Genomic DNA, 26,578 nt, shown 5'->3' with positions numbered 1-26,578 from the left:
GCCCGGCGCCGCCGGGGCCGCCCCCACCACCTCCTCGTCGTCGCGGCCGCCCGTGACGGAGCCGCTCGTCGTGACGTACGACGGCGGCCTGTACGTGCTCGACGGCCGGACGTTGCGCCTGGCGAAGGACGTCCCGCTGGCCGGGTTCAACCGGGTCAACCCCGCGGGGGACGAGCGGCACGTGCTGGTCTCCACCGCGACCGGCTTCCGCGTGCTCGACGCCGTCACCCCCGTGCTGAAGGCCGACGAGTTCAAGGGCAGCAAGCCGGGCCACGTCGTCAGGCACGGCGGCGTCACCGTGCTGTTCGCCGACGGCTCCGGCGAGGTGACCGTCTTCGACCCCGCCGACCTGGCCGACGGCCTGCCGGAGGGCGAGGTGCACACGGCCGCCGCGCCGCACCACGGCGTGGCGCTCCAGTTGGAGAACGGCGAACTGGTCGTCTCTCTCGGCACCGAGGAGAAGCGGGTGGGCCTGGTCGTCCTGGACGGCGACCGTAAGGAGATCGCGCGCAGCGAGAACTGCCCCGGCGTCCACGGGGAGGCGACCGCGCGGGACGAAGCCGTCGTGGTCGGCTGCGAGGACGGCGTGCTCGTCTACAAGGACGGCGAGTTCACCAAGATCGACAGCCCCGACGAGTACGGCCGCATCGGCAACCAGGCGGGCTCCGACGTCTCCCCCGTCGTGCTCGGCGACTACAAGAAGGACCCCGACGCCGAGCTGGAGCGCCCGACCCAGGTCTCGCTCATCGACACCACCGCCGGCACGATGCGGCTGCTGGACCTCGGGACGAGCTACACCTTCCGTTCCCTGGCCCGCGGGCCGGAGGGCGAGGCCCTCGTGCTCGGCACCGACGGCCGCGTGCACGTCATCGATTCCGCCGAGGCGAAGGTCGTCAGGTCGATCGAGGTCATGGACGAGTGGAAGGAGCCGATCGACTGGCAGCAGCCGCGTCCGGCCATCTTCGTACGCGACGGGGACGTCTACGTCAGCGACCCGGCGACCAGGAAGGTGCACGCGATCGACCTCGCGTCCGGGAAGGTCGTCAGGAGCGTCACCCTGCCGCGCAGCCCGAACGAGCTCACCGGCGCCGGCTGAGCGCCCCTGGCGGGGATGTCCGGCAAATGTCCGGTCCGCTGCCTGGTCCGGCCCGCGCGGCGCGCCGAGACTCGAAGAGGTGAACGGGGAGCACGTCCCCTCACGAGAGGAGTGACCGGTGAAGATCACACGGATCGCGGCCGGCGTCGCGCTAGGAGCGCTTTCCGCCGCACTGTTCGCGACCCCCGCGATGGCCGACCGCGACATGAGCGTCGGCACGTACGACCGCGACATGAGCGTCGGCGCCAACGACCGCGACATGAGCGTCGGCACGAACGGCACCCGCGTGACCTGACCGGGTGACCTGAGCGCGTGACCCGGCCCGCGTCGCCTCCTCGGACGGGGCGGGGGACGCGGGCCGGCCGCGTACGTCAGGGGCCGGAACGGCAGGGGAATCCGCTTCTCGTGCTCCGCAGGAGCGCGGCCCCGGCGAAATAGCCGATCAGAGCCGCCGTGGGGAAGCCGGCGGGACCGTGATCACCGGGCCCTGCCAGGGCGACGGCCAGGAGGCCGACCACGACTGCGGCCATCCCGGCGAAGGTCAGAGCAGCGGCGCCGCGGCCCGCGGGCGCGACGGGGCCGCTGCGCCGTTCCACGGGCCCGAACACCGCGACGAGGAGGCCGAGGATGATCGCGAGCGCGGCCAGCCAGGGGACGCGCAGCAACACCCACGGGAGCGACCCGGGAGGGGCCTGGGGCAGCAGCCCGGTGGGATAGAGCACCAGGACGCCGAGCACGGCGGCGGTCATGTGCCACAGGAACAACGTCATGATCACCGAGTTGACCGCGACGACGGCCGTCCACTGCCGCACCCCCTGCAGCCACCGGTTGACCGGCCCGTGAAGGAGCAGCGCGACGCCGGTCTGCGCGGTGGCCAGCGCCAGCAGCGCCAGGGTGGGCGGCGAGGTGTTCTGGATCTGCTGCCCCGCCACGCCGACCATGCTGACCGGATAGGGACCGAACACGGTGAGCCCCACCAGGGCGGCCAGCCCGCCGAGGGCGAGGGGCAGCGCGACGGCAGGGCGGGCCGGCAGGCGCCCGTCCTGCCAGGCGAAGCCGAGCTGGTGCACCGCCAGCCAGGCGAACAGGTAGCTGCCCGCCCCCGCATAGGGGATCCACGGCACGAACCGCCCCGCGTCGCCCACCGCGACCAGAACGACGAGCACGACCGGCACCGCGAGCCCCCACCTGCGGTGCAGTGCGTGCATCACGGGCGTCAGGACCACCGCCGACAGGTACGCCACCAGGAACCACAGCGGGATGCCCGCCAGCCACACCCCCATGCCGACCAGCGCGGGATCGACGCCCGCGACCCGGGCGGCCAGTCCGGCGGTCGTGAGCACGGCCAGCAACATCGTGGTGGGCCGCACCAGCCGGTCGGTGCGGCGCAGCGTCCAGCCGGTGGCGTCGCCGCCGTCGCGGCGGTGGGCGGCGAGGGAGGCGGCGTTGGCGTACCCGCCGACCAGGAAGAAGATCGGCATGACCTGGAAGAGCCAGGTCAGCGGACGGGTCCACGGCACGACGTCGAGGACGTTGACCCCGCGCAGGCCGCCGTCGTAGCTCACCGAGAGCACCAGCCAGTGCCCGGTCACCACGGCCGCGATCGCGACGGCACGCAGGAGGTCGACGTGACGGTCGCGGTGGGCAGGGGTCTGCTCGGCTTTGCGCCGCAGCTCTCTCGCGGCCCGCTCGATGGCTCCCATGGCGTCCTCAGTGCGCCGTGTGCTCTTTCATGCTGGAGCATCTACCCAACCCGGCGGGCGCCCCGCGGAACGACGGGGAAATGGGCACGGGTAATAGCCGTGATGTTTCCTCCGCATACGGTTTGCCCCGCGTGTTCTTGGCGTGACAGAAGGTCATTTCTTGCCGTGGCATGGCGTGTTCATGAGCCGCGATCAAGTTTCACGATGATTTTCAGGTAATCCCCAGAAAGGGCAGGTAACCTCGCCCACCATGATGTGGCAGCGTACGTTCAACAGCGCGCTGGCCAAGTACGCAGGATTCCGGATCGAACGGGTAGGAAAAGCGGAGAAAGCGAGGAAGGTCGTCGAGAGGCCCCTGAAGGCCCCGCCCGACACTTCCTTCAGACCGCCGTCCGATCCCCGTGATCGCCTGCTCGAGGCCCCGGTGTTCGTGATCTCCCCCGTCCGGTCCGGCTCGACGTTGTTGCGGTCGATGCTCAACGCGCACCCGGACCTGCACGCCCCCCACGAACTGCACGTACGCCGGCTGAGCGTGGACTTCGGCACGACCCTGGCCGAGAAGGCGATGGAGGCGCTCGGGCACAACCGGGCCGACATCGAGCACCTGCTGTGGGACCGGGTGCTCCACCGCGAGCTGGTACGCAGCGGCAAGCGGTACATCGTGGACAAGACGCCGGCCAACGCCTTCGCCTACGAGCGGATCGCCACCTGCTGGCCGGACGCCCGGTTCGTGTTCCTGCTGCGTCACCCCGCCTCGATCGCGACATCCTGGTACGAAGCCAGCCCCGGCAAACGCACGCCCGACGAAGCGGCGGCCGACGCGTTGCGGTACATGAAGGCGGTGGAGCGTGCCAGGAAAGCGCTGCCCGGCCTGACCGTGCGCTACGAGGAGCTGACCGACGAACCGGAGAAGATCAGCCGCCTGATCTGCGAGTTCCTCGGCATCGACTGGGCGCCCGAACTGCTCTCCTACGGCACGCCCGACGTGGTGACCAAAGGGCTCGGCGACTGGAAGGACAAGATCCGTTCGGGCACCGTGCAGAAGGGCCGCGACCTGCCCTCGCCGGAGGAGATCCCCGAGGTGTTGCACGCCATGTGCCGGACGTGGGAGTACCTGCCGTGAAGATCCGATACATGCTGCTGCACGCGTACGGCATGGGCGGCACCATCAGGACGGTGGTCAACCAGGCCAACGCGATGGTGCAGGCGGGTCACGACGTCGAGATCGTCAGCGTCGTACGCCGGCGCACCAGTCCGCAGTTCGCCATCGACGAGCGGGTGCGGGTGTGGGCCCTGGTGGACCAGCGTGACGGCATCGCCTCCGACTCGCTGGCCCGCAAGGTGTGGCGGCGTGCCCGGGGCAAGATCGTGCCGTACGGCGAGTTCGCGGCCGAATACTTCACGGAACGGGTGGAGGGCGCGGTCATCGACTACGTCTCCGACCTGGAGGGCGGCATCCTGGTCACGACGCGGCCGGCGCTCAACCTGATCTCCGCGCGCCGCGGCTCGCGCAAGGTGATCCGGGTCGCGCAGGAGCACATGAACCTGGGCTCCTACCACCAGGCGGTACGCGAGCAGATCGCCAAGCACTACGACCGCTTCGACGCGGTCACGGTGCTGACGGAGACCAGCGTCAACGAATACCGGCCGCTGCTGTCCAGCACGCCGGTCGTGCGCATCCCGAACGCGGTCGCCATGGAGGGCCGCGAACACTCCGACCTGACCAACCCGGTCGTGATCGCCGTCGGCAGGCTGGTGCCCCAGAAGGGCTTCGACATGCTGATCAAGGCCTACGCCGCGATCGCGCCCGAGTTCCCCGACTGGCGGCTGCGCATCTTCGGCACGGGCCCCTCCAAGGACCGGCTGCAGCAGCGGCTCGACGAGTTCGACGTGGGCGACCGGATCCGGCTGATGGGACGCAGCGACCGCATCCACGAGGAGCTGGCGCAGTCGTCGGTCTACGCGCTGAGCTCGCGGATCGAGGGCCTGCCGATGGCGATGATCGAGGCGATGGGCCACGCCCTGCCGATCGTCGCCTTCGACTGCCCGACCGGCCCCGGTGACGTGCTGAGGCATGACGTGGACGGCGTACTGGTGCCGCCGCGCGACATCGAGGCGCTGTCGGAGGCGCTCAGGCGGGTGATGAGCGACCCGGCGCTGCGCCGGCGGCTGGGCGCGGCCGCCGCCGAGACCGCCCACAAGTACACCCCGCAGGTCGTGATGCCCCAGTGGGAGCGCCTGTTCACCAGCCTGAGCGCCGGAGAGCGGATCCCCACCGGCTGACCGGTGACGTGACGATCGTGCGGCGCCCGCCTTCTCCGGCGGCGCCGCGTTTCCCTGCATGATCTACTTCCGGAGCGGGCGGGACGCTAGGTTGAGATTCCCGCAGGCCCTCCGGAAGGAGACAGCCCTCATGACAGGTGAACCCCCTCCCACCGGTCACGTGCCCCTGTCCGGCATCGACACGTCCGTGCCGCACGGCGCACGGATGTGGAACTACTGGCTGGGCGGCAAGGACTTCTACGACGTGGACCGCGTGGCCGGCGACCAGTTCAGCCAGGCGTTCCCCGACATCGTGCACATCGCCCGCCTGTCCCGGCACCTGCTGGCCCGCATCGTGCGCCACCTGGTCGGCGAGGCCGGTGTCCGCCAGTTCCTCGACGTCGGCACCGGCCTGCCCACGGTGGACAACACCCACGAGGTCGCCCAGCGGGCCGACCCGTCCTGCCGCGTCGTCTACGTCGACAACGACCCCCTGGTGCTGGCGCACGCCCGTGCCCTCCTGGTCGGCACGCCGGAGGGCGCCACCGACTACGTACACGCCGACCTGCGCGACCCGGCCGCGATCATCTCCGCCGCCGCGAGGACACTCGACCTCGACCGGCCCGTCGCGCTGATGCTGATGGGCATCGTCGGCTACGTCACCGACGAGGAGGGCGCCCACGACATCGTGCGGCGGCTGGTCGACGCCCTGCCGCCCGGCAGCTACCTCGCCCTGTGGGACGGCGTCAACCTGGTCACCGGCGAGGCCCTCGACCAGGCCCAGGACGACTACAACTCGGGCGGCGGCGTCCCCTACAACCTGCGCACGCCCGAGGAGTTCACCGCGTTCTTCGACGGCATGGACCTCGTCGAGCCCGGCGTGGTCTCGCTGCCGCTGTGGCGTCCCGACCCCGACCCGCTCGCCCCGCTGGAGCAGGTCGACGCGCTGTGCGGCGTGGCCCGCAAGCGGTGAGCTATGTCGCGGCCATGATCTGACGCAGGATCTCCGGGGTCTCCGAGGGCGGCGGCGCCTGCACGCTGAGTTCGTTCATCAGGTGCTGATAGGGCCGGATTTCGGAGTCCTTGGTGAGATACTGCGCGCCGGCCAGGTGTTCGAGGTAGACCACGTCGTCCAGCTCCGCCTGGGCGAAGCGCAGGATGGTGACGGGGCCGACCCCGCCGGCCACGCTCCCCGAGCCGAACGGGACCACCTGCACGGTGACGTGCGGCAGCTCCGACTGCTCGGCGAGGTGGCGGAGCTGGTCGCGCATGACCGTCGCGCCGCCGACGCGGCGGTGCAGCGCCGCCTCGTCCAGGATCGCCCACACCTTGTGCGTCGCGGGCTCGGTGAGGATGCTCTGGCGGCGCATCCGAAGCTCGACGCGGTGTTCGATCAGCTCGGCGGGATCGTCCTTGTGGCCCTGCACGACGACCGCACGGGCGTAGTCCTCGGTCTGCAGCAGGCCGGGGACGAACTGGATCTCGTGCGTACGGATCAGCGCCGCGTCCTGCTCCAGCCCGAGATAGGCCTCGAACCAGTCGGGGATCACGTCGCGGTAGTCCTGCCACCAGCCCGGCGCGTTGGCCTGTTCGGCCAGGACGAGCAGGGCCTGGCGTTCGGTCTCGTCGGCCACGCCGTACAGGGTGAGCAGATCCGCGACGTCGCGCAGTTTGAAGCCGCAGCGTCCGCCCTCCATCCGGCTGATCTTGGAATGGGAGCCGCGAATGGTGTATCCCGCCTTCTCACGGCTGATCTTTCGCGACTCCCGCAGCCGGCGCAGCTGCGCTCCGACCAATATGCGCAGCGCCGTGGGTCCGGGCTGCAGAGAATCCCTGTCAGGAATATCGGTCGGATCGCTCATCTCGCGAGCAGTCGACATATATGCTCCTAAATCGGCACTTCACCCTGGCCACCCACCGACGATCCTGCCACGCAGGCGGTCGTCAATCACCATATTTCGGAGCGAGTGGGCGACACACCGCCATTTCCCGGATACGGGGCATGACGTTTCACTCTCTTCGCCGACCCGGAACCATACGCGATCATCCGGCGCCGTAATGATCACCGCCTCGGCGTGTCCCCCTTATGCTCGCCGGGCGCCGCCCGCGCCGGGCCGGCGGCCGGTTTGAAGTGGTGCAGCAATTTCCTGTACCGTGACGTCCCGCTATGAATTCAACAACGTTTCAAAATAATTCGAAATATCACAGTAAAGGCGTACGAATACTTGCCGTCGTGGTCGGCTCCGCCGTTGTGGTGAGCGGTTGCGGCGTGATCGATCTCGGCAGACCGCGGCAGGCGGAGCGACCGGGCGGCGAACCCTCGGCCGCGCCATCGGCCGGGCCCTCGGAGCAGAGCCGGGACGAGGAGCCGCTCGAGCCGAAGAACGACCCCCTGGCCGGGGACGGACCCCTGTTCGCGCACTTCAAGCGGGTGCGCGCGGCCGACCCGTGCGACCTCGTGCCGCACACCATGCTCAAGAAGTACGGCCCCGAGCAGCTCACCGTACGAGGCTCCGGCATGACCGAATGCCAGTACCTGACCGGCCACTCCGACGCCTCCAAGAGCGTGTACAGCTTCAAGATCGACCTGCACGCGCATTTCGAGCAGAAGGACGCGGAGGACGCCGAGGAGGAGAAGCTCGGCGGGCGTACGATCTACCGCGAGGAATACTCCACCGACAGCGCGAGCCATCGCAGCTGCCACTACAAGGTGCCTTATGAGGGCGTCGAGGGCAGCGCACTCGCCCTCGACCTGCTGAAGACCCCGCCGCGCGGCGAGGAGAGCCGGCCGTGGCCGCAGCGCTGCACCGCCGCCAAGCACTACCTCCGCGCGGTCGTGGACCGGATCATGAAGCTCCCGCCGAGAAAGGGCCGGGCGGTGGGCGTCATGGGCAAGGACCCGTGCGCGCGCAAGGACGACCTGCTGGCCGCGCTCGGCCGCTCGTACGAACTCGTCGACGTGCGCTACTCCAGCCCGTACGGCTGCGAGCTCGAACTGGCGAACAAGCAGAAGAACCAGAAGCTCACCCTCCGCTCCGGCTTCGCCTTCCATGAGCGCCAGACCGGCGGCGTGTCGAGCCCGGAGGTCAAAAGCCGCCGGCTCACCATGAACGGCCGCTACATGCTCAGCACCCGGAGCGACCACCGGGTCACGAAGTCCTGCCAGAACTCGGTGGAGCTGCGGCGGGCCACGAACAGCAGGAAGGACGACGCCCACTACGTGACCGTCGGGCTCTCCAGCGCGAAGCTGAAGGTGGAGGACGAGGACGCGAGCTTCGAGGCGCCGCCCGTGTCGTGCACGCTGGCCACCAAGCTCACCCGGATCGTGCTCGGTGGCGTACGGTCGTCCTCGTGACGGCGCCGGGCCGTCACGCCCGCCCGAGATAGAGCTCGATGCCGTCGAGCACCCGTTGCAGGCCGAACTCGAAACCCTCGGCCGGTTCGCCCTGGCTCAGCACGGCGTGCAGGTGGGGGAAACGGTCCTGCGCCCGCCTGATCAGCTCGTGGCCGAAGGCGGATTCCTGGTGGTCGACCGACGACTGCACGGCCCCGCGTACGTAGCCGTTGACCAGCAGCACGGAGTTCAGCACGTCGTGGGGCGGCAGGCCGGCGCCCGACATGGCGGCCATGGCGCTTTCGAGGCGGGCGGTCTCGTTCGGCCCCATGAGGCGAGGGGTCGTGACCAGCGCGAGCGCCCACGGATGGCGCAGGAAGATGTCGCGGGTGTCGCGCGCCCACCGCTCGATCGCGACCCGCCAGTGCCCCGGCTCGGCCGGCTCCTCCGGAGGAGGGCCGATCGCGGTGTCCAGCATCAGGCTGACGAGGTCGTCCTTGGTGGAGACGTGGCGGTAGAGCGACATGGTGCCCGAGCCGAGCCGGGCGGCGAGCCGCTGCATGGACAGCGCGGCCAGCCCTTCCTCGTCGGCGATGGCGATCGCCTCCGCCACGATCCGGTCGAGGTGGAGCACCGGCCTGCGGCCCCGGGGGGCACGCTGCCGCTTTCCCCAGAGCCAGTCGGCGCCCGTGGGCGTGCCGGGCCCCTTGCGGCCGCTCATCGCGCTCTCCTCACACCGGGGCGCCGCCTCGGTGTGCCGCTCCCCTGCTCAACGCGCATGTGCTCACCGTAGTGGTGGCCGCTCACCGGCGCATTCGACGGCGGCGATCCGCGATGCGTATAACATACCCAAGTATGAGTACGACATACGCCAACCGGTGGAACCGCGACCAGCCCGTGCTGCCCATCAGGTCCACTCGCTGAGCCGGTTTGCCGGAGGCGGCCCGGGGCAGCCGCGGAGCATGAAAGCCATATCCAACAGGGCTCGCGCGCGAGCAGGTCGCCGTGGCGCCGGGGCTCGCAAGGGCCGTACGGCCGCGCTCGCGGCAGGGGCGGCGGCGGTGGCCGGGATCGTGCTCGTGCGCGCGGCACGCTCCGCGCCGCCCGACCCGGACGGGTGGTTCGCCGTCACCGTCGAGACGGAACCGTCCCGGCTGACCGGCCCCGACCGGCCCGACGAGTTGGCCCGCCTCGCCGAACGCCACGAGGTCCGCATCAGGCCCGCGCCCGGCGGGCGGGGCAGCGAGATCGCGGTACGCGAGGCCGACGGGGAGACCCGCGACCGGGTGCGGAAGCTGAAGCAGGTGCTCGAAACCGGCGAGGTGCTCCTGGTCGACCAGCAGCCCGAAGGCCACCGCACGGCACTCGGCCGCGCGGGCGTGCCCGCGTTCCGGCATCTCACCAGGAAGGGCGTGCGATGAGGGCACTGTGCTGGACGGGCGTGAACGAGGTGTCGGTCGAGAACGTCCCGGACCCTGGGCTGCTCAACCGGCAGGACGCCGTCGTCAAGGTCACCGCGAGCTCCACGTGCGGGTCCGACCTGCACCTGCTGGACGGCTACGTGCCCACGATGATGGCCGGCGACGTGCTCGGGCACGAGTTCGTCGGCGAGGTGGTCGAGACGGGCCCCGACGTACGCGAACGGCGCGTCGGCGAACGGGTGACGGTGTGCTCCATCATCGGCTGCGGGCGCTGCCACTACTGCAAGGAGGGGTTGTGGTCGTTGTGCGACAACTCCAACCCCAACCCCGGCTTCCTGGAGACGTTCAACGGGCACGCCGGCGCCGCCATCTTCGGCTACTCCCACGCGCTCGGCGGCTTCGCCGGCAGCCACGCCGAGTACGTCCGGGTTCCGTACGCGGACGTGAACGCCTTCCCCGTGCCGGAGAACGTGCCGGACGCCAGCGCCGTGTTCGCCTCCGACGCCGTGCCTACCGGGTGGATGGGCGCCGACCTCGGCGAGGTGGGACCCGGTGACGTGGTCGCGGTGTGGGGCTGCGGCGGCGTCGGCCAGATGGCGGCCCTGGCGTCCCTGCGCATGGGCGCCGACCGGGTGATCGCCATCGACCGTTTCCCCGAACGGCTGGCGCTGGCCGCCGAGATGGGCGCCGACGTCCTCGACTACGGCGACGTCGACGTGCTCGACGCGCTCAAGGAGATGACCGGCGGGCGCGGGCCCGACGTGTGCATCGAGGCCGTCGGCATGGAGAGCCACGGCACCGGCGCGCAGTACGCCTACGACCGGGTCAAGCACGCCCTGCGCCTGCAGACCGACCGCGGGCTCTCGCTGCGCCAGGCCATCCACGCCTGCCGCAAGGGCGGCGTCGTCTCCGTCCTGGGCGTCTACCTCGGCGTGGTCGACAAGTTCCCGATGGGCGCGGTCATGAACAAGGGCCTGACACTGCGCGGCGCCCAGCAGCACGGCCACCGCTACATCCCGATGATCCTCGACCGCATGAGCAAGGGAGAGATCGACGCCTCTCCGCTGCTCACCCACCCCCTTCGGCTGGAGGACGGGCCCAGGGGCTACGAGTTGTTCAAGAAGAAGCAGGACGGCTGCATCAGGGCCGTCTTCCGCCCCTGACGACGGCGCGCGGCCCGGCTCCTGGGCGCCGGCACGGGCGCGCGTACCATCCATCACGTCGTTCACACGGGCATGGAGGCGGCGTGGCGGAGCAGCCTGGTGGGCTGGACCTGCATCTGGACCTGCACCTGCACGGGCAGCGCGACGGGCGCCGCGGGCGGGGCGTGCTCGGGCGGTCACTGGAGTCGGCGCTGCGCGACGGGGTGCGCTCCGGCCGTCTGCCGCCCGGCACCCGGTTGCCGGGCAGCCGGAGCCTCGCGGCCGATCTGGGCGTCTCACGGGGCACCGTCGTCCAGGCCTACACCCAGCTGATCGCCGAAGGCTGGCTGACCGGTGCGCCGGGATCCGGCACCTCGGTCGCGACGCCCCCCGCCCCGACGACGGAACCGGGTGAGACGGCGGTCGCCGCCGCCGGACAGGGCCGAGAGGCGGAGCCCGGCGACGGGCCCTGGTCGGTGGACCTGCGTCCCGGCCGGCCCGACGTCGGCTTGTTCCCGCGTACCGCGTGGGCGTCAGCCGTGCGCCGGGCGCTGGCCACGGCGCCCTCGCACGACCTGGACTACGGCGACCCGGCCGGGCTGCCGGTGCTGCGGCAGGCGATCGCCGGTTACGCCGGGCGGGCCCGTGGCGTGCGGGCCGACGCCGACTCCGTGATCGTGGTCGGCGGGTTCTCCTCCGGGTTGGCGCTGCTCGCCCGGGCCCTGCGCGGCCTCGGCGGCACGCGGATCGCCGCCGAGGACCCAGGGCTGCCCCGCCACCGCGAGCTGGTGCGGGCCGCGGGGCTGGATACGGTGCCGCTCGCCGTCGACGCGGGCGGCGCCGACCCGGCAGGACTGCCCCCGCGATGCGCGGCCGCACTGCTCACTCCCGCACACCAGCACCCGATGGGCGTGGTGCTGGCGCCCGAACGGCGGGTGGCGTTCGCCGGCTGGGCGCGGCACACCGACGGCTACCTGGTCGAGGACGATTACGACGGGGAGTTCCGCTACGACCACCATCCGGTCGGCGCCCTGCAAGCGCTGGCGCCCGACCGGGTCGTCTACGCGGGCAGCGCCAGCAAGGCGCTGGCTCCGGGGATGCGGCTCGGCTGGCTGATCGTGCCTCCGTCGCTGCGCGAGCCGGTGATCCGGGCCGCCGAGGACACGGGGGCGTCGGTTCCGTCCGTGACGCAACTGGCCCTCGCCGACCTGATCGAGCGGGGCGAGTACGACCGGCACATCCGCCGCTCGCGCCTGGTCTACCGGCGGCGTCGCACGGAGCTGGCACAACGGCTCTCGTCACCGCTGCCGGGAGTGGCGGCGGGGCTGCACGCGCTGCTGCCCCTCCCCTCGGCCGAGCGGGAACGGCGGTTGATCGAGGCCGGGCGGCGGGCAGGTGTCCGCCTCCAGGGCCTGCACGCCGCCGGCTACTGGTACGAGCCGTCCGGCGACCGACCCGCCGCGCTGCTCATCGGCTACGCCGCCCCGCCCCGGCACGACTGGCGCCGCGCTCTGGAAACCCTCTGCGCGCTCACCGCCCGGTCGGCGTGACCCCCGCTCACCGCGTCCCCGGCCGCACGGGAGATCACCTGGGCGAAACCGTCACGCCATGAGGGATGAGCAGGCACCCAGCCCAGGTGCTTGCGGGCGTGGTCGTTGTCCGCGCCCCGCGCCGCCGGGTTTCCCGGAGCGTCCGAGCGGGGCGGCGGCGGGGCGCCTACGGCCCGGCAGAAGGCGGGCAGCCAGTCGGCGGCGGGGGCGGGCTCGTCGTCGCAGATGTTCACCGCCCCGGTCGGCCAGTCGAGTGCCTGTACGGCGGCCGTCGCGGCGTCGCCGGTCTCGACGAAGCTGCTGACGTCGCGGTCCGCCACGAGCGCGCCCTGCCGGGCCTGCCCGGCCATAGAACCGCCGGCCTCGTAGAAGGTGCCGGGGCCGTACAGCAGGCCGTATCTCAGCACCACCCACTCGGGCAGCTCGCATACCGTGTGCTCGAGCGCCACCACACCGTCGACGCTGACCCGCCGCGGGCCCTCGGCGTGGACGTCGAGCGGGGTCTCCTCCCGTGCGGGGGCGTCACCGGGTTCGTACATCCAGGCGATGCTCTGCGCCACGATGCGGCGCACGCCGGCGGCCAGCGCGGCGTCGACCAGGTTGCGGGTGCCGAGCCTGCGCAGCTCCGCGTTCGCGGCGGGGTCGCCGCCGCTCAGGTCGGTCAGCTGGTGCATGACCACGTCAGGGGCGGCCTCGCGGACCGCCAGGGCGAGGCCGCGCGCGTCGATGACGTCGCCGCGCACGGCGGCGGCGCCGTCCGGCACCGGTCGCCGGCCTCGGGTCAGCGCCGTGACCCGGTGGCCCTCTGCGAGCAACCGCGGCACGATGTGGCGGCCGAGCACGCCGGTGGCGCCCGCCAGGAAGACGTGCATGATCACGCCTCCCCTGGCCTGGGCGCGCGGCGGTCGCGACGGGCCGCGAGCTCGCCTTCGTCCACGAGGGTGAGCATCGGCTCACCCGGCACGCCGGCCATCACCACCACGAACCGGGTCCAGGCGTCTTTCAGGTGGTTGGCCGCCTGGTAGTGGATGACGTCTCCGCCGGGCTCCCAGAACGCCTCGCCCGCTCTGATCACCCGTTCCTGCTCCCCCTCCAGCTCGAAGATCATCTCGCCTTCGAGCATGTAACCGAAGACCGGCCCGGAGTGCCGGTGCGGCGGCGTGCCCGGGTCACCCGGTGGCAACTCGACCTTCGCCGTCATCATCTCCGCCCCCTGCGGGATGAACGGCGGGATCCGGTGGTCCAGGGTCGTCAATATCGTTCCCGACCTGCTTGTCATCGTCATGCTGCCGAGGCTAGGCGGGCATCGGACCACGCACATAGACCGGTTCGGGGTCGATTCAGTGGACCGCTCAGCCCTTGACCTTGAAGCTGCTCTTCGACGGCTCGAACATGGGCGCCGTGCCCTGGCAGTCGTTGACGGGCGCGCCCAGGAACTCCCACATCCAGAACATGGTGTCGCGGCGTCCCTTGTCGTGCACGGTGAAGGAGACCTTCTTCCCGCTCACGTCCATCTTCGGCTTGCCCTCGACGTTGACGTAGCCCTTGGTGATGACGCCGGTGGCGACCGCGATGCCGTCGCCCGCGACCAAGCAGCCGATCCTGCCCTCGAAGTCGCCCACGGTCGGCTTGCCCGGCTTGCCGGCGTGGAACACGTCGAACGTGCCCTGCGTCTTGACGCCGTCGCTCCTGGCGTCGATGGCGAAGCGCACCTTCTCCCCCGCCCACTGGCCGAACGACTCGGGCAACGTCCCGGAGGCGCTGCCGCGCAGCGCGTACGCGGGCCTGTCGGGTGCGGTGGCGTCCGAGACGGCCGCGGAGGGGGCGGACAGCAGGGCGAGGGCGGCGATCGGGGTGGCGAGTGCGATGTGTCTTCTCATGCCCGTCAGCCTGCCGGTGGCGGGTCGCCGGGGGCTCCCCCCGCCGGGGGATCCTCCTCCCCCGGCAGAGCGGGCGCCCGGCCGGTCACGCGAGGGGGCGGCCCCGTCACGCGGGGAGCGGCCCGTCACGCGGGGGCGCGGCCCGTCACCGGCGCCGTCCCCTGCGGTGCCGGGTGACCAGCACGCCGCCTATCGCCAGCGTGAGCAGACCGAAGCCGATCCCGATGAGCGGGTTCACGCCGATCGTGGAGGTCACCACGTTGCACACGGCGCTGACGAGCAGCAACAACCACAGAACGGGCCTGGTCGTCCTGCCGCGGACGGCGATCTCGGGTTTCGTCATGGCGAGCTCCTCACTCGGCGTGGTCGTCATGCCGCCGACACTACGGAGCGTCGTCGTCGCCGGCGATCCCGCCACCGGGACGCGGGAGGTACAGCAGGCTGTACTCTTCCGCAAATGATCTCCACCTGCCCTCCGACGGTGCCCTATCGTCTGTGCGGGAGGTGCGGGAATGCCGGTCAAAGACCCCAATGGGGCTGATGAGCCGGTTCATCCGTGGGACCCGATCGTTCGCGGACGCGCCACCCTCGACGGGCTCGAACAACTGGTCGGCGGGTTCGGCACGGCGGTGCTGGCGCTGTTCACCCTGTGCGGAGTGATCATCAGCGCGCTGGCCTGCGTGGTCGGCATCGGCCTGCTCATGTTGCCCACCGCTCTGCGGGTGCTGCGGGCCCTCGCCAACCGCGAGCGGGCGCGGCTGTCCCTCTGGGGCCCCGAGCTCATCGCCGCCGAGCCGGTGCCCCATGGACTGCGGGCCGCCCTCGAACAGCCGGTCACCCGGCGGGAGTTGTGCTGGCTGCTCGGCCACGCGAGCTTCGGGCTGGCGCTCGGCCTGACCGGCATCAGCCTTCCGCTCAACGCCGTGCGCGACCTCACCTATCCCCTGTGGTGGCAGCTCCCGCCGCCGGGCGACACCGGCGGGGCCGGTATGGGCCTGCTGCCCGTGAACGACCTGTCCGACGCCTTTCTGATCGCCCTGATGGGACTCGGGTGGGTGGTGCTCACCCTGCTCGTCGTCCCGGTCGTGCCGCGGTTGCAGTCGTGGCACGGACGCCGGCTGCTGGCCGCCGGCCCGGAGGCCGACCTGGCGCTGCGGGTGGCCCAGCTCACCGCGACCCGGGCGGCGGCGGTGGACGCGCACGCCGCCGAGTTGCGCCGGATCGAACGGCTGCTGCACGACGGCACCCAGAACCGCATCGTCGCCGTCACCGTCATGCTCGGGGCGGCCCGGCGCGCGGTGGCGCACGACCCGGCGGCCGCCGAGGCCATGCTGGAGGACGCGCAGGGCGCCGCCGAGAAGGCGCTCGCCGAACTGCGTGGCCTCGTACGCAGCATCCTGCCGCCGGTGCTCGAGGACCGCAGCCTGGCCGACGCGCTGACCGGCCTGGCGGCGGCCTGCCCCGTCCCGTGCGGGATCGACGCCGACCTCCCCGGCCGGTGCGCCGTCTCCGTCGAGGCCACCGCCTACTTCGTGGTGGCCGAGGCGCTGACCAACGTCGCCAGGCACAGCGGCGCGGGCCGCGCCACCGTCACCGTGCGCCGGCGCGACGACCGGCTCCGGCTGACGATCACCGACGACGGCCGCGGCGGAGCCGCGGAACGATCAGGATCCGGCCTGGCCGGGATCCGCCACCGTACGGAAGCGCACGACGGAACGTTCGCTCTGACCAGCCCCCCAGGTGGACCGACCACCTTGAATGTGAGTTTGCCATGCGGATTGTGATCGCTGAGGACGACCCGTTGCTGCGCGAGGGCCTCGCGCTGCTGTTGCGTGCCGAGGCACTCGACGTCGTGGCCGCCACGGCCGACCCCGACAGCTTTCTGGAGGCGGTGGACGCCCACAGACCCGACACGGCCATCGTCGACGTACGGATGCCGCCCACCCACACCGACGAGGGCATCAGGGCCGCCGTCGAGGCCAGGCGCAGGCAGCCCGGCCTGGCGGTGCTGGTGTTGTCGGCGTACGTCGAGCAGGCGTTCGCCACCGACCTGCTCGCCCACGGCAGCGCCAGGCTGGGCTACATGCTGAAGGAGCGGGTGGGGCGGGTGCAGGAATTCCTGAGCGCGCTGCAGCGGGTCGCGGACGGCGGCACGGCCATCGACCCCGAGGTCGTCGCGCAACTGCTCACCCGCACCCGGCCCGACAACCGGCTGGAGCGGCTCAGCCCCCGCGAGCGCGACGTGCTGGCGCTGATGGCCGAGGGGCTGGGCAACGCCGCCATCGCCGAGCGGCTCTTCGTCACCGACGGCGCCGTGCACAAGCACATCCGCAGCATCTTCGCCAAGCTCGACCTGGCGCCCACGGACCGCACGGACCGCCGGGTGGCCGCCGTACTGCACTACCTCGAAAGCGGCGGACGCCACACGGCGTAGTGCTAGCTGTACCACCCGACTCCAGCACGTGGGATCGATCGGGCGGCCGGCTCGCCGACATGCTTGAAGCCGGCACAGACAGTACGTGAGCAGGAGGCGTTCCCCATGATCGATCCGCGTGTCACCACCCGGCGTACGCTGGCGGGGCTGGCCGGGCTGGCGGTGGCCGGCACGCTGGCGGCCGCCCCGGCGAGCGCGGCCGCGCCCTCGTCTGACCTGCAGCGCAGGCTCGACGCGCTGGTCACCGACCACGAGTTCCCCGCCGCGCTGGCCGCCGTGCGCGGACGCGACGGGCGCACCCGGCACTACACCGCGGGCGTGGCCGACCTCAAGACCGAGGCCAAGGTGCCCGTGAACGGCCAGGTGCGCATCGCCAGCAACACCAAGATGTTCACCGCCGTCGTCGTGCTGCAACTGGTCAGCGAGGGCAAGATCAAGCTGGACGCGCCCGTCGAGACCTACCTGCCGAAGCTGCTGCGCGGCAAGGCCGGCGACGGCAGGAAGATCACCGTACGGCAGCTGCTGCAGCACACCGCCGGCCTGCCCGACTACGACACGGTGCTGCTCAAGGACTACTTCGACATCCAGCACCGCCACTACGAGCCGCACGACCTGGTCGCGGCGGCCCAGACGCAGAAGGGCACGCGCGTCGGCGGCTGGAGCTACAGCAACACCGGTTACGTGCTGGCCGGGCTCATCGTCCAGCAGGTCACCGGCCGGCCCATCGGCGAGGAGATCACCCGGCGGGTCATCAAGCCGCTGGAGTTGCGGAAGACGTACTGGCCGGGCGTGGGCGAGCAGCGGATCCGCGGGACGCACCCCAAGGGTTACTTCCGGGCCAAGCCCAGCGAGCCGTACACCGACGTGTCCACGATGGACCCGTCCATGGCGTGGGCGGCCGGCGCGCTCGTCTCCACGCCGAGCGACCTCAACCGGTTCATGGTCGGGCTGCTGGACGGCAAGCTGCTCAAGCCGAAGCAGCTCAAGCAGATGAAGAAGACCGTCGCCGCCCCGCAGTTCGACACCACGGGCAAGGCCCGCTACGGGCTCGGCATCGCGAGTTTCAAGCTGAGCTGCGGCGGCGTCGCCTGGTCGCACGGCGGTTCCGCCCCCGGCTACGCCACCACCAACGCCGCCACCGAGGACGGGCGGGCGGCCACCATCGCCACCACCGCGCTCCCCGCCGACATGAAGTCCGTCAAGACGATCGAGACCGCGCTGGACCGCGCCCTGTGCCGATGATCCCGCGCCGGCCGTGCCCGTCCGCTCACGTGGGGGCGGGCGGGCACGCCGGCGTCAGGCCCCGAGATCCCTGACGATGTTGTCCAGCCGGGTCGCGACGGCCTCCAACGCCTGCTCGTCGGCCTGCCCGTCGTCGGGGAGCTGGGCCGCCACCTCCTCACGGCTGGCGATGACCAGGCCCCGGTGGGCGTCGTCCACCTCGGCGGCCGGCAGCACGACGCAGTCGCCGCGGACGAAGACCAGCGTGGCGTCCTGGTGGCGTGAGTCCAGCAGTCGCCGGACGCATTCCGGATCGATCATTGACATCGCGGCTCCTTGCCGGCAGTGCTCGGCGGCCGTGGCCGCGCGTGCGCCCGGCTCCCGGCCTCAGCCCATGCGCTTACCCCAGGGGAGAAGGTGAAACCAGGGGACCTGCGGACAAGTCGCGCCACTGCGTTATGTGCTCGTCATATCACTAAGAGTGACTTTAGTGTGGGGCCAGTGGGCCCAGGGTGCCCCGCACGAGAGGAACGAGCACATGTCCCAGGAACCGAGAATCGACGTCGAGACCAAGGCACAGGGGATCGAGGGCACTCTCACCACCGACCAGGTCCAGCGCATCGCGGACGCGCTCGGGCGGCAGGGGGTCTGGTTCGCCGCCCCACCCGCGCACGACGGGCGGGCGCCCAGGGCCGAGCTGGTCTGGGACCTGGTGGGCGACCGGCCGCACGAGGGCCGGACGGCCACCGGCCGGGCCGCCGTACACCTGGCGGAGGGGCACACCGCGCTCGCCCGGCCGCTGATCATCGCCGACGGCTTCAACTACGGGCCGAGCGACCTCGACGCGCTCTGGCTCCACCTCAACGCCCCCTACCAGGACAACGTCCCCGGCCTCCTCGACCAGCTCAGAATGATGGGCTTCGACGTGGTGCTGCTCGGCTTCGACGAGCGGCACACCCACATCCAGGCCAACGCCGCCGTGGCCGTCACCTGCGTCCTGCGCGCCATCGAGGAGCGGCGGGGCGACGATCCGCTGGTCGTCGGCGGCGTCAGCATGGGCGGAATGATCACCAGGTACGCGCTGGCCCGCATGGAGAGCGAGCGGGTCGACCACCAGACGGACAAGTACTTCTCCTACGACACGCCGCACCTCGGCGCGTGGATCCCGCTGGTGCTGCAGCAGCTGGCCTACCTGCACGAGTCGATCCAGCCAGCCGCCGACGGGCCGGGGCAGGCCGACCTCATCCGCAGCCCGGCCGCGCAGCAACTGCTGTGGGCCTGGGTCGAGAACGAGACCTACTCGGGTCCCGTCACCACCGCCAGCTCGCTGCGTACCGACTTCCTCGACGACCTGCGCCGGGTCGGCTGGTTCCCGATGCGCCCGTACAAACTGGGCCTGGCCAACGGGATCGGCAACGGCACGGGTCCCGGGCTGCCGCCCGGCACGCCCGTCTTCGACCTGAGGCACGACTCCCTGCAGCTCACCGCCAGGATCCAGCCCGGCCTCGGCGAGCTGCAGAACGTCGGCACGGTCAGGTTCGGCGGGCCGGTGTGGACCAGCGCCACCAGCCAGGTGGCCGCGTTCGACGGCGCTCCCGGCGGCACGCTCGACTCGTGGGGCCGGGTCGCCGACGCGATGGGCCTGCCGATCGACGACGCCCTGCGCGCCAGCTGCTTCGTCCCCGTGGTCAGCGCGGTCGCCCTGGCCAGGGACCCCTTCCAGTGGCAGCCCGAGCTCTACCGCGACCTCAGCGACCTGCCCAAGGACGAGACATTCCTGGACGCGTTCTGCTGCGACCTCACCAACTCGGCGCACAGCAGCGTGTCCCCGACCCTGGTCGAGTGGTTCCTGGAGCAGCTCGCGGGCTGGTGACCCGCGCTCCGGGTGCCGGCCCGCGGCCGGCACCCGGTCTTCCCCCGGCTGTCAGCGGCGGCCTCTGTGCACGCACATGAGCTGGTCGCGGGTGGCGTTCTTGTCGCGGTAGGCGATGACGGCCGGGCCCTCGGCGCTCTGGTGGCCGGGCAGCCGCTGGTCGATGCTCCAGCCGTACCCGTTGAAGCTGGTCCACCAGAGGCTCTGGTCGGCGTCGCCGCGGTGCACGCAGTAGAGCCGGTCCTTGTAGACGGTCAGCGACGGGCCCTCCGCGGCACGGTGGCGGGGCAGCTGCTGGTCGGGGCTCCACTCCGAGCCGTCCCAGCGGGTCCACCACAACGACGCGTCCTCACCGGCGCCGCGGTGCACACAGTAGAGGTGGCCCCGGTAGACGGCCAGCGCCGGGTTCGACCGGCTGGAGTGGCCGGGCAGCCGCCGGTCGGGGCTCCACCCCGAGCCGTCCCACCGCGTCCACCACAACGACGCGTCCTCACCGCTGCCCCGGTGCACGCAGTAGAGCTGCCCGTCGTACGCGGCCAGGGCGGGGGCGGCGGCGCTGGCGTGGCCGGGCAGCCGCTCGTCGGCGGTCCAGCCGGTGCCGTCCCAGCGGGTCCACCACAGCGCGTCCTCCCCCGCACCCTGGTGCACGCAGTAGAGCTGCCCGTCGTACGCGGCCAGCGCCGGCCCCGAGTCGCTGAAGTGCCCGGGGAAACGCTGGTCCTCGCCCCAGCCCTCCTCGGCGTCGTAGACCGCCCACCACAGGCTTGAGTCACCGTCGCCGCCGCGGTGCGCCAGGTAGAGGCGGTCCTGGAACTCCTCCAGCGCCGGCCCCGACACGCTGAAGTGGTCGACGAACGGCTGGTCGTCGCTCCACCCCTCGTCCGGCTCGTGCATCGCCCAGTAGAGCTGGGCGTCGCCGCCCGGCCTGTCGTCGTCGCGGGCCGGCACGAGCATGGCGGGCGCGGTCCACGGTGACACCAGCCGGACCCCGTACGGACGGGCGGCCGAGGCGATCCAGCCGGCCTTGTCCCGCACCGAACGCTCGACGATCCGGGCCAGCCACGAGCCCAGCACGGCTCCCGCGATCTCCCCGGCCGGCTGCGCGATCTCGGAGGCCAGCAGCGCCGCGCTCTCGTTGAGGTGGATCTCGAAACCCCACCACCTGGCCACCGGCCAGACCTCCGCGCCCATGGCGCCCAGGTCACGCTGGAGGCCGCGTACGCGCTCCTGGTCGTGCGCGGCGAGGGCGGCGATCTGGCTCTCGCTCTCCCGCCTGGCCTCGGCCGCGGTGCGGGCGGAGGCGTCGTCCAGCAGCTCTGACGCCACCGCCTCGTCGACCGCCGCGGACGCCGCGGGGTCGTCCTGGGCGAGCAGCAGCGTGGCCTCGCCGCCCACCGCCGTCTCCTCGCCGTCGATCTCTATCTTCTCGACCCGGGTGTCATCGGTCATTTCAGCCCCCTGGAGTGATCCGCAGCTGCACGCTGCATACGTGCACCAACCCGACCCATAGTAACTATGAGTAACAACACGATCACTCTTGGGTCATCTGTGTCTTCCCACGGCGGAGCCGCGTTCACACCGGATTCCCAAGCCGTCATCATCTGACTCTCATGCGGGTACGCCAAGGTCACAGGCATGAACGCGCAGCCGGAGCCCGTACGCCGGCCCACCCTCGTGGTCGGCGACCTCACGCTCGACCAGAGGACCCGCGAGGTACGGCGGGCGGGCGTGGAGATCACGTTGTCGCCCACCGAGTTCGAGCTGCTCAGGTTCCTCATGCACCATCCCGGGCGGGTGCTCAGCAAGGCGCGCATCCTCCACCGGGTGTGGGCCTACGACTTCGCCGGCCGGGGCAACGTCGTCGAGCTGTACATCTCCTACCTGCGCCGCAAGGTCGACGCCCGCCGCGAGCCGATGATCCACACCGTACGCGGCGTGGGCTACACCATCCGGCCCGCCCGCTGAGCCCGTGCCGGTTCCGCTAGATCCGATCTGGCGGACGCCTGGCGCCTCAAGGGTGACGGGACAGGGCACGGTGAGGAGGCGGCGTCATGGCGATCACCCCGCTGCGGGTCGCGGTGATCATCGGCAGCACGCGGGCCGGCCGTGCCTGCGACGCGGTCGCCGGCTGGTTCGCCGAGCAGGCCCGCCGCCGCGACGAACTCTCCGTCGAGGTGCTCGACCTGGCCGGCTACACGTTCCCCGCGCACTACCCGGCCCGGGCGACGCCGGCCATGCGCCGCTTCGCCGGTGACATCGGCGCCGCCGACGCGTTCGTCGTCGTCGCCCCCGAGTACAACCGCAGTTTCCCCGCCCCGCTCAAGCAGGCGATCGACTTCGCCTACGACGAGTGGCAGGCCAAGCCGGTCGGGTTCGTCTCCTACGGCTCGGGCTCCGCCGGCCACTACGCCGTCGAGCAGCTCCGCACGGTCTTCTGCGCCCTGCACGCCGTGACCATGCGCGACTGGGTAGGTCTCGACCTGCTCGGCGGCGACTTCGACGGCTGCGCGCCCCTCGACACCGACGACCGCCTGCGGGCCGTCGGCACCATGCTCGACCAGCTCACCTGGTGGGGCAGGACGCTGCGCGCCGGCAGACGTGCCCAGCCGTACGTCACCTGAACACTTCAGCGGAAAGGAACACCATGCCTGATCTGGCGATACAGACCTCCGGCCTGGTCAAGGTCTTCGGCGAGACACGCGCCGTGGACGGCCTCGACCTCCAGGTGCCGGCCGGCGCCGTCTACGGCGTGCTCGGGCCCAACGGCGCGGGCAAGACCACGGCCGTGCGCATGCTGGCCACGCTGCTGCGGCCCGACGGCGGCGAGGCGACCGTGTTCGGGCACGACGTGGTGCGCGAGGCCGACGCCGTACGCAGCCGGGTCAGCCTGACCGGCCAGTACGCCTCCGTGGACGAGGAGATGACCGGCGCCGAGAACCTCATCCTGCTCGGCCGCCTCCTCGGCCACCGCAAACCGGCCGCCAGGGAGCGGGCGGCGCAACTGCTGGAGGCGTTCGGGCTGAGCGAGGCCGCCGGACGGCAGGTCAAGACCTACTCCGGCGGCATGCGGCGGCGCATCGACATCGCCGCCAGCATCCTCAACACGCCCGAGCTGCTCTTCCTCGACGAGCCCACCACCGGGCTCGACCCGCGCAGCCGCAACCAGGTCTGGGACATCGTCCGCATCGTCGTCGCCCACGGCACCACCGTGCTGCTCACCACCCAATACCTTGAGGAGGCCGACCGGCTGGCCGGCCGCATCGCGGTCATCGACCACGGCAAGGTCATCGCCGAGGGCACGCCGGGCGAGCTGAAGTCCTCCGTCGGCGCGGGCGCGGTCCACGTACGCCTGCGCGACCCGGCCACCAGGCCGGACGCCGAGCGCGTACTGACCGAGGCGCTCGACGCGACCGTCTACCTCGACGCCGACCCGGTGGCGCTGACGGCCCGCGTCACCGGCAACGGCCGCGAGGCGGCCGCCGCCGAGCAGGCCTCGCGTGCCCTCGCCCGCCTCGCCGAGGCCGGCATCGTCGTCGACGACTTCTCCCTCGGCCAGCCCAGCCTGGACGAGGTCTTCCTCGCCCTCACCGACCACCCCGCCGCCGAGGAGGCAGCAGCATGAGCACGGCCACCGAGCACACCACCACCTACGCGACCGCGGCCGAGGCCCTCGGCACCGTACTCGCTCCGAGCGCGAAACCGCCGCGGCCGAGCGCGTGGTCGGCGTCCATGACGTTCGGCTGGCGGGCCATGCTGAAGATCAAACACGTGCCCGAGCAGCTGTTCGACGTGACCGCGTTCCCGCTGATGATGACGCTGATGTTCACCTACCTGTTCGGCGGCGCGCTGGCCGGCTCCCCGACCGAATACCTGCAGTACCTGTTGCCGGGCATCATGGTGACGAGCGTCGTGATGATCACCATGTACACCGGGGTCGAGGTCAACAAGGACATCGAGAAGGGCGTCTTCGACCGGTTCCGCACCCTGCCCATCTGGCGTCCGTCCACCATGATCGGCTACCTGCTGGGCGACATCCTGCGCTACACGATGGCCTCGACGGTCATCCTGCTGGTGGGGCTCGTGCTCGGCTTCCGCCCGCAGGGCGGCATCGCCGGAGCGGTGGGCGGGATCGTGGTGCTGCTGGGCTTCTCGTTCGCGTTCTCGTGGATCTGGACGATGTTCGGGCTGCTGTTGCGCAGCGAGAAGTCGGTGATGGGGATCAGCATGCTGGTGCTGATGCCGCTGACCTTCCTGAGCAACGTGTACGTCCAGCCGTCCACGATGCCGGGATGGCTGCAGGTGTTCGTCAACGCCAACCCGATCACCCACCTGGTGGCGTCCGTCCGGTCACTGATGGCCGGCACCCCCGACGTCGGGGAACTCACGTGGGTGCTGGTGGCGTCGGTGCTCATGATCGCCGTCTTCGGCACGCTGACGATGCGGCTCTACAACCGCAAATAACGCTTCGCGCCCGCGTCACCCGCCAATGACCTGATCCGGGGTGTCCAGCCAGACATGCTGCTCGTCCCGGGTCACCGTCATCCCGAACCGGTCGCGTCCCGGCTCTCCCCAGTCCACCCACCGGAAATAGGCCTCGGTCACCTCGTCCCACAGGTTACGGTCGCCCAGTTGGTAGACGGTGTGCTCGGGCTCGCCGCGCCGGTGCACGGCGACCGCCCATCGGCCGGGATCGCCCGGGTCGAGCACGTACGTCAGGAACCTGCGCTCCTCACGGGAGATGTGCGCGTACAAGCCGGTCATGGCGGCCATGGCCAGGTCCGCGCCGGGCGGCGCCAGCCCGATGGTCCGCGGATGCACCTCCGTCGGGCGGCTCAGGCCGCTGCCGTCGTCCTCGGCACACGGCGCAGGCCGCTGGGAACGCATCATCATGTAGGAGGCGTGCCCGGGGAAGCGGCCCACCGCGGTGCCGTCCGGCATTCTCACCAGCCGCAACGCATGACCGTCGCCGAAGCCCGGACAGTAGGGGGCGACGACGACCCCACCCGGACGGCACTGCTCGACCCACGGGTAAGGAATCGTCCGGACGCCGCACGTGACGTGAACCCGATCGAAGGGTGCTCGCGCGGGACAGCCGTTCCCGCCGTCCCCGATCACCACTTGCGCGCGGGCTCCGGCGGCGACCAGCTTCTCGGCGGCACGTCCGGCCACGACCTCGTCTATCTCGACCGTCGTCACGCTGCCGTACGGGCCGGTCAGATGGCCGAGCAGCGCGGCGGTCCAGCCCGTACCGGTGCCCACCTCCAGCACTTTGTCATCAGGCTCCGGATCGAGAAGCTGCAACAGATGCGCCACCGTGCTCGGCGCCGACGAGGAAGAGGTGTACGCGCCCACCCCCGACCCGATGCCGGTGGCGCCGTCGTCGAGCTGCGTCACGATCGGGCAAGGAGAGTAGACCGTGTCCCACCAGGTGCCGGGATCGGCCGCCCGATCGATGACGTACGGGTGCTCGCGATCGTCGGGGGCGGCCAGCGCCACATCGGGAACGAACAGATGGCGAGGCACCGCACGCATGGCGTCGAGGACGAACCCCTGAATGTCGCCGAAGCTCCGCACATGCTCGACCAGCCGCTCAACGGCGACCTCCACTACTTCTTGCCGCCCTCGCCCTTGTCGTCCGCGTGTTTCCCCTTCGGCTTACGGTGCCCGTCGGGCGTGGCCTGGCTGGGGTCGGCCTTGAACGGCTGGTCTGCGGGGCTGCTGGGGTCTTTACGCTTTCCCATGTCGGGCCTCCCTCTCCTCATGGGCACATATCGTGAGCGTACGACCACTGTCAGGCATGGGCAATATCGATGCGCGGCTCGACATGGAGGCTACGCCGCACCGAGCGGTGACCTTGCCGACGATCTCCAGCCTGCGAAGAGTGGCGCCGCACCGTACGTTCGAGAGCCTGCTGTGCTGGGGACTGCCCGTCAGCGAGGGACGGTCGCCGGGATCTAGAGGCGCCAGGAGATGGTGGTGTCCGGCTGGTAGCGGCAGGTGGAGCCCGTGGAGACGGTGGCGCGCAGGTGGGCGGCCAGCTCCGGGTGGGCGTGGTCGAGCTTGCGCAGGGTGTCGCGGATCCGGGCGGTGACGGTCTTACGGGCACGCTCCGCCTCGTCGCCCAGCCGCCGCGTGCGCCCGCCCAGACCGGCCGCGGCCCGCAATTCCTCCAGCAGCGCGGCCCGCTCCCGGTCGGACTCGGCCGCCCGCCGGTCGTCGCCCAGCTCGACGGCCCGGTCGATCTCCTCGTCGAGCTGGGCCAGGCGGCGTCGGTAGCTGCTCTTGGCCTCTTCGTCGAGCACGTCGTCGCCCCCCATCCGGCGGGCCGCCACGACGAGCTCGCCGCCTGCGGGGTCGAGCAGGCGTACGGCGGGCACGTCGTCGCCGGGGCGGCTCAGCAGCGTGTGCAGGTCGCGCAGGCCCTTGGCGTCGGGCACGTGGGCGGTCCGCCCCGCGAAAACCAGCGCCCAGACCGTGCCCTCCCGCCTGAACTCCCCCTCGGACTTGCCGCGGGCCGCGTGGTGCGCGTGGTGCGGCGGTATCGGAGTGCCCGCCGTAGCAGCGGGGTGACCGACAGGAACGGATGGGGAGCCGGCAGACGCGGATGGGTGGTCGGCAGACACAGGTGGGAAGTCGGCAAGCGCGGGTGGGAGGTTGGCTAC

General features: G+C 71.4%; 29 protein-coding genes. 17 read left to right on the top strand and 12 right to left on the bottom strand.

Annotated elements, in window-relative coordinates:
- Positions 1 to 1,096 (top strand): zinc metallochaperone AztD (gene aztD / locus E1295_RS34805; RefSeq protein ID WP_132637253.1); only part of this gene is annotated, 1,096 nt, incomplete at its 5' end.
- A 118-nt stretch (positions 1,097 to 1,214) separates the two neighbouring features.
- Positions 1,215 to 1,391, top strand: coding sequence for a hypothetical protein (locus E1295_RS49155; RefSeq protein WP_166427553.1), 177 nt, complete (start codon positions 1,215 to 1,217; stop codon positions 1,389 to 1,391).
- Between the two features lie 76 nt (positions 1,392 to 1,467).
- Here the strand turns inward: E1295_RS49155 and E1295_RS34800 are convergent, their stop codons facing one another.
- Complete coding sequence (locus E1295_RS34800; protein ID WP_132637251.1) at positions 1,468 to 2,799, bottom strand: acyltransferase family protein; 1,332 nt, start codon at positions 2,797 to 2,799, stop codon at positions 1,468 to 1,470.
- 250 nt (positions 2,800 to 3,049) lie between these two features.
- On the opposite strand from E1295_RS34800, the gene E1295_RS34795 reads away from it, so the two are divergent.
- The 3 genes from E1295_RS34795 to E1295_RS34785 all read left to right on the top strand — a co-directional run bounded on the left by E1295_RS34795 (position 3,050) and on the right by E1295_RS34785 (position 6,034).
- Complete coding sequence (locus E1295_RS34795; protein WP_132637249.1) at positions 3,050 to 3,922, top strand: sulfotransferase family protein; 873 nt, start codon at positions 3,050 to 3,052, stop codon at positions 3,920 to 3,922.
- On the top strand, positions 3,919 to 5,082 hold the full coding sequence (locus tag E1295_RS34790) for a glycosyltransferase family 4 protein (RefSeq protein WP_132637247.1): 1,164 nt from the start codon (positions 3,919 to 3,921) through the stop codon (positions 5,080 to 5,082). The genes E1295_RS34795 and E1295_RS34790 overlap by 4 nt, the downstream gene beginning before the upstream one ends.
- 130 nt (positions 5,083 to 5,212) lie before the next feature.
- On the top strand, positions 5,213 to 6,034 hold the full coding sequence (locus tag E1295_RS34785; RefSeq protein WP_132637245.1) for an SAM-dependent methyltransferase: 822 nt from the start codon (positions 5,213 to 5,215) through the stop codon (positions 6,032 to 6,034).
- Position 6,035: 1 nt separating this feature from the next.
- On the opposite strand, the gene E1295_RS34780 is transcribed toward E1295_RS34785, so the two are convergent.
- Positions 6,036 to 6,941 (bottom strand): helix-turn-helix domain-containing protein, encoded by a 906-nt coding sequence (locus tag E1295_RS34780; protein ID WP_342775935.1) that lies wholly within the window; start codon positions 6,939 to 6,941, stop codon positions 6,036 to 6,038.
- Positions 6,942 to 7,294: 353 nt separating this feature from the next.
- Here E1295_RS34780 and E1295_RS34775 point away from each other — a divergent pair, with 353 nt between their 5' ends.
- Complete coding sequence (locus E1295_RS34775) at positions 7,295 to 8,416, top strand: DUF3558 domain-containing protein (RefSeq protein ID WP_132637243.1); 1,122 nt, start codon at positions 7,295 to 7,297, stop codon at positions 8,414 to 8,416.
- A gap of 13 nt (positions 8,417 to 8,429) precedes the next feature.
- Here E1295_RS34775 and E1295_RS34770 read toward each other — a convergent pair whose 3' ends face one another.
- On the bottom strand, positions 8,430 to 9,116 hold the full coding sequence (locus E1295_RS34770; protein ID WP_132637241.1) for a TetR/AcrR family transcriptional regulator: 687 nt from the start codon (positions 9,114 to 9,116) through the stop codon (positions 8,430 to 8,432).
- A 241-nt stretch (positions 9,117 to 9,357) separates the two neighbouring features.
- Here E1295_RS34770 and E1295_RS34765 point away from each other — a divergent pair, with 241 nt between their 5' ends.
- The 3 genes from E1295_RS34765 (at position 9,358) to pdxR (ending at position 12,508) form a co-directional block, all read left to right on the top strand.
- Complete coding sequence (locus E1295_RS34765) at positions 9,358 to 9,816, top strand: hypothetical protein (protein WP_132637239.1); 459 nt, start codon at positions 9,358 to 9,360, stop codon at positions 9,814 to 9,816.
- The gene (locus E1295_RS34760) at positions 9,813 to 10,979 is read left to right on the top strand and encodes a zinc-dependent alcohol dehydrogenase (RefSeq protein ID WP_132637237.1); all 1,167 of its coding nucleotides are present in this window, start codon (positions 9,813 to 9,815) and stop codon (positions 10,977 to 10,979) included. The genes E1295_RS34765 and E1295_RS34760 overlap by 4 nt, the downstream gene beginning before the upstream one ends.
- An 83-nt stretch (positions 10,980 to 11,062) precedes the next feature.
- A complete protein-coding gene (pdxR, locus tag E1295_RS34755; RefSeq protein ID WP_132637235.1) occupies positions 11,063 to 12,508 on the top strand; it encodes a MocR-like pyridoxine biosynthesis transcription factor PdxR in 1,446 nt (481 codons plus the stop codon).
- Here the strand turns inward: pdxR and E1295_RS34750 are convergent.
- From E1295_RS34750 to E1295_RS34735, 4 genes are all read right to left on the bottom strand, one after another.
- The gene (locus E1295_RS34750) at positions 12,433 to 13,380 is read right to left on the bottom strand and encodes an NAD-dependent epimerase/dehydratase family protein (protein WP_132637233.1); all 948 of its coding nucleotides are present in this window, start codon (positions 13,378 to 13,380) and stop codon (positions 12,433 to 12,435) included. The two genes, pdxR and E1295_RS34750, sit on opposite strands and share 76 nt — an antisense overlap.
- 2 nt (positions 13,381 to 13,382) lie before the next feature.
- The gene (locus tag E1295_RS34745; protein WP_166427552.1) at positions 13,383 to 13,793 is read right to left on the bottom strand and encodes a cupin domain-containing protein; all 411 of its coding nucleotides are present in this window, start codon (positions 13,791 to 13,793) and stop codon (positions 13,383 to 13,385) included.
- Positions 13,794 to 13,860: 67 nt separating this feature from the next.
- Positions 13,861 to 14,388, bottom strand: coding sequence for a hypothetical protein (locus tag E1295_RS34740; protein WP_132637231.1), 528 nt, complete (start codon positions 14,386 to 14,388; stop codon positions 13,861 to 13,863).
- Positions 14,389 to 14,533: 145 nt separating this feature from the next.
- Positions 14,534 to 14,761 carry a hypothetical protein gene (locus E1295_RS34735; RefSeq protein WP_246080712.1) on the bottom strand — a complete coding sequence of 76 codons (228 nt, stop codon included), beginning with the start codon at positions 14,759 to 14,761 and terminating at the stop codon, positions 14,534 to 14,536.
- Positions 14,762 to 14,900: 139 nt separating this feature from the next.
- Between E1295_RS34735 and E1295_RS34730 the strand changes: the two genes are divergently transcribed.
- From E1295_RS34730 to E1295_RS34720, 3 genes are all read left to right on the top strand, one after another.
- On the top strand, positions 14,901 to 16,172 hold the full coding sequence (locus E1295_RS34730; RefSeq protein ID WP_132637229.1) for a sensor histidine kinase: 1,272 nt from the start codon (positions 14,901 to 14,903) through the stop codon (positions 16,170 to 16,172).
- Positions 16,160 to 16,822 carry a response regulator gene (locus tag E1295_RS34725; RefSeq protein ID WP_132637227.1) on the top strand — a complete coding sequence of 221 codons (663 nt, stop codon included), beginning with the start codon at positions 16,160 to 16,162 and terminating at the stop codon, positions 16,820 to 16,822. Before E1295_RS34730 ends, E1295_RS34725 begins: the two co-directional genes overlap by 13 nt.
- 105 nt (positions 16,823 to 16,927) lie before the next feature.
- Positions 16,928 to 18,064 (top strand): serine hydrolase domain-containing protein, encoded by a 1,137-nt coding sequence (locus tag E1295_RS34720; RefSeq protein WP_132637225.1) that lies wholly within the window; start codon positions 16,928 to 16,930, stop codon positions 18,062 to 18,064.
- Between the two features lie 54 nt (positions 18,065 to 18,118).
- On the opposite strand, the gene E1295_RS34715 is transcribed toward E1295_RS34720, so the two are convergent.
- Positions 18,119 to 18,370, bottom strand: a complete 252-nt coding sequence (locus E1295_RS34715) for a hypothetical protein (RefSeq protein WP_132637223.1) — start codon at positions 18,368 to 18,370, stop codon at positions 18,119 to 18,121.
- Positions 18,371 to 18,581: 211 nt separating this feature from the next.
- On the opposite strand from E1295_RS34715, the gene E1295_RS34710 reads away from it, so the two are divergent.
- On the top strand, positions 18,582 to 19,916 hold the full coding sequence (locus E1295_RS34710; RefSeq protein ID WP_132637221.1) for a lipase family protein: 1,335 nt from the start codon (positions 18,582 to 18,584) through the stop codon (positions 19,914 to 19,916).
- A gap of 51 nt (positions 19,917 to 19,967) precedes the next feature.
- Here the strand turns inward: E1295_RS34710 and E1295_RS49150 are convergent, their stop codons facing one another.
- Positions 19,968 to 21,365 carry a hypothetical protein gene (locus tag E1295_RS49150; protein ID WP_166427551.1) on the bottom strand — a complete coding sequence of 466 codons (1,398 nt, stop codon included), beginning with the start codon at positions 21,363 to 21,365 and terminating at the stop codon, positions 19,968 to 19,970.
- 186 nt (positions 21,366 to 21,551) lie between these two features.
- On the opposite strand from E1295_RS49150, the gene E1295_RS34700 reads away from it, so the two are divergent.
- The 4 genes from E1295_RS34700 to E1295_RS34685 all read left to right on the top strand — a co-directional run bounded on the left by E1295_RS34700 (position 21,552) and on the right by E1295_RS34685 (position 24,377).
- A complete protein-coding gene (locus E1295_RS34700) occupies positions 21,552 to 21,881 on the top strand; it encodes a winged helix-turn-helix domain-containing protein (RefSeq protein WP_132637219.1) in 330 nt (109 codons plus the stop codon).
- 86 nt (positions 21,882 to 21,967) lie between these two features.
- On the top strand, positions 21,968 to 22,537 hold the full coding sequence (locus E1295_RS34695) for an NADPH-dependent FMN reductase (protein WP_132637217.1): 570 nt from the start codon (positions 21,968 to 21,970) through the stop codon (positions 22,535 to 22,537).
- 23 nt (positions 22,538 to 22,560) lie between these two features.
- Positions 22,561 to 23,538: an ATP-binding cassette domain-containing protein gene (locus E1295_RS34690; RefSeq protein WP_132637215.1), complete on the top strand. Its 978-nt coding sequence runs from the start codon at positions 22,561 to 22,563 to the stop codon at positions 23,536 to 23,538.
- Positions 23,535 to 24,377 carry an ABC transporter permease gene (locus E1295_RS34685; RefSeq protein ID WP_132637213.1) on the top strand — a complete coding sequence of 281 codons (843 nt, stop codon included), beginning with the start codon at positions 23,535 to 23,537 and terminating at the stop codon, positions 24,375 to 24,377. Before E1295_RS34690 ends, E1295_RS34685 begins: the two co-directional genes overlap by 4 nt.
- A 15-nt stretch (positions 24,378 to 24,392) precedes the next feature.
- Here the strand turns inward: E1295_RS34685 and E1295_RS34680 are convergent, their stop codons facing one another.
- From E1295_RS34680 to E1295_RS34675, 3 genes are all read right to left on the bottom strand, one after another.
- A complete protein-coding gene (locus E1295_RS34680) occupies positions 24,393 to 25,523 on the bottom strand; it encodes a methyltransferase domain-containing protein (RefSeq protein ID WP_132637211.1) in 1,131 nt (376 codons plus the stop codon).
- Positions 25,523 to 25,657, bottom strand: a complete 135-nt coding sequence (locus tag E1295_RS52005; protein ID WP_281284789.1) for a hypothetical protein — start codon at positions 25,655 to 25,657, stop codon at positions 25,523 to 25,525. The genes E1295_RS34680 and E1295_RS52005 overlap by 1 nt, the downstream gene beginning before the upstream one ends.
- Positions 25,658 to 25,870: 213 nt before the next feature.
- Positions 25,871 to 26,353, bottom strand: coding sequence for a hypothetical protein (locus tag E1295_RS34675; protein WP_220449038.1), 483 nt, complete (start codon positions 26,351 to 26,353; stop codon positions 25,871 to 25,873).
- Positions 26,354 to 26,578 lie beyond the last annotated feature (225 nt).

The sequence above is a fragment of the Nonomuraea mesophila genome, assembly GCF_004352805.1.
Taxonomy (GTDB): Bacteria; Actinomycetota; Actinomycetes; order Streptosporangiales; family Streptosporangiaceae; genus Nonomuraea; species Nonomuraea longispora.
This window is presented reverse-complemented; position numbering and strand designations above follow the sequence as displayed.

Excerpts from the sequence above, each read along its gene's own strand:
- E1295_RS34800 (WP_132637251.1), bottom strand. The coding sequence starts at position 2,799 with ATGGGAGCCATCGAGCGGGCCGCGAGAGAGCTGCGGCGCAAAGCCGAG.
- E1295_RS34795 (WP_132637249.1), top strand. The coding sequence starts at position 3,050 with ATGATGTGGCAGCGTACGTTCAACAGCGCGCTGGCCAAGTACGCAGGA.
- E1295_RS34785 (WP_132637245.1), top strand. The coding sequence starts at position 5,213 with ATGACAGGTGAACCCCCTCCCACCGGTCACGTGCCCCTGTCCGGCATC.
- E1295_RS34780 (WP_342775935.1), bottom strand. The coding sequence starts at position 6,941 with ATGTCGACTGCTCGCGAGATGAGCGATCCGACCGATATTCCTGACAGG.
- E1295_RS34770 (WP_132637241.1), bottom strand. The coding sequence starts at position 9,116 with ATGAGCGGCCGCAAGGGGCCCGGCACGCCCACGGGCGCCGACTGGCTC.
- E1295_RS34765 (WP_132637239.1), top strand. The coding sequence starts at position 9,358 with ATGAAAGCCATATCCAACAGGGCTCGCGCGCGAGCAGGTCGCCGTGGC.
- E1295_RS34760 (WP_132637237.1), top strand. The coding sequence starts at position 9,813 with ATGAGGGCACTGTGCTGGACGGGCGTGAACGAGGTGTCGGTCGAGAAC.
- E1295_RS34750 (WP_132637233.1), bottom strand. The coding sequence starts at position 13,380 with ATGCACGTCTTCCTGGCGGGCGCCACCGGCGTGCTCGGCCGCCACATC.
- E1295_RS34745 (WP_166427552.1), bottom strand. The coding sequence starts at position 13,793 with ATGACGATGACAAGCAGGTCGGGAACGATATTGACGACCCTGGACCAC.
- E1295_RS34740 (WP_132637231.1), bottom strand. The coding sequence starts at position 14,388 with ATGAGAAGACACATCGCACTCGCCACCCCGATCGCCGCCCTCGCCCTG.
- E1295_RS34735 (WP_246080712.1), bottom strand. The coding sequence starts at position 14,761 with ATGACGACCACGCCGAGTGAGGAGCTCGCCATGACGAAACCCGAGATC.
- E1295_RS34730 (WP_132637229.1), top strand. The coding sequence starts at position 14,901 with ATGCCGGTCAAAGACCCCAATGGGGCTGATGAGCCGGTTCATCCGTGG.
- E1295_RS34725 (WP_132637227.1), top strand. The coding sequence starts at position 16,160 with ATGCGGATTGTGATCGCTGAGGACGACCCGTTGCTGCGCGAGGGCCTC.
- E1295_RS34720 (WP_132637225.1), top strand. The coding sequence starts at position 16,928 with ATGATCGATCCGCGTGTCACCACCCGGCGTACGCTGGCGGGGCTGGCC.
- E1295_RS34715 (WP_132637223.1), bottom strand. The coding sequence starts at position 18,370 with ATGTCAATGATCGATCCGGAATGCGTCCGGCGACTGCTGGACTCACGC.
- E1295_RS34710 (WP_132637221.1), top strand. The coding sequence starts at position 18,582 with ATGTCCCAGGAACCGAGAATCGACGTCGAGACCAAGGCACAGGGGATC.
- E1295_RS49150 (WP_166427551.1), bottom strand. The coding sequence starts at position 21,365 with ATGACCGATGACACCCGGGTCGAGAAGATAGAGATCGACGGCGAGGAG.
- E1295_RS34700 (WP_132637219.1), top strand. The coding sequence starts at position 21,552 with ATGAACGCGCAGCCGGAGCCCGTACGCCGGCCCACCCTCGTGGTCGGC.
- E1295_RS34695 (WP_132637217.1), top strand. The coding sequence starts at position 21,968 with ATGGCGATCACCCCGCTGCGGGTCGCGGTGATCATCGGCAGCACGCGG.
- E1295_RS34690 (WP_132637215.1), top strand. The coding sequence starts at position 22,561 with ATGCCTGATCTGGCGATACAGACCTCCGGCCTGGTCAAGGTCTTCGGC.
- E1295_RS34685 (WP_132637213.1), top strand. The coding sequence starts at position 23,535 with ATGAGCACGGCCACCGAGCACACCACCACCTACGCGACCGCGGCCGAG.
- E1295_RS52005 (WP_281284789.1), bottom strand. The coding sequence starts at position 25,657 with ATGGGAAAGCGTAAAGACCCCAGCAGCCCCGCAGACCAGCCGTTCAAG.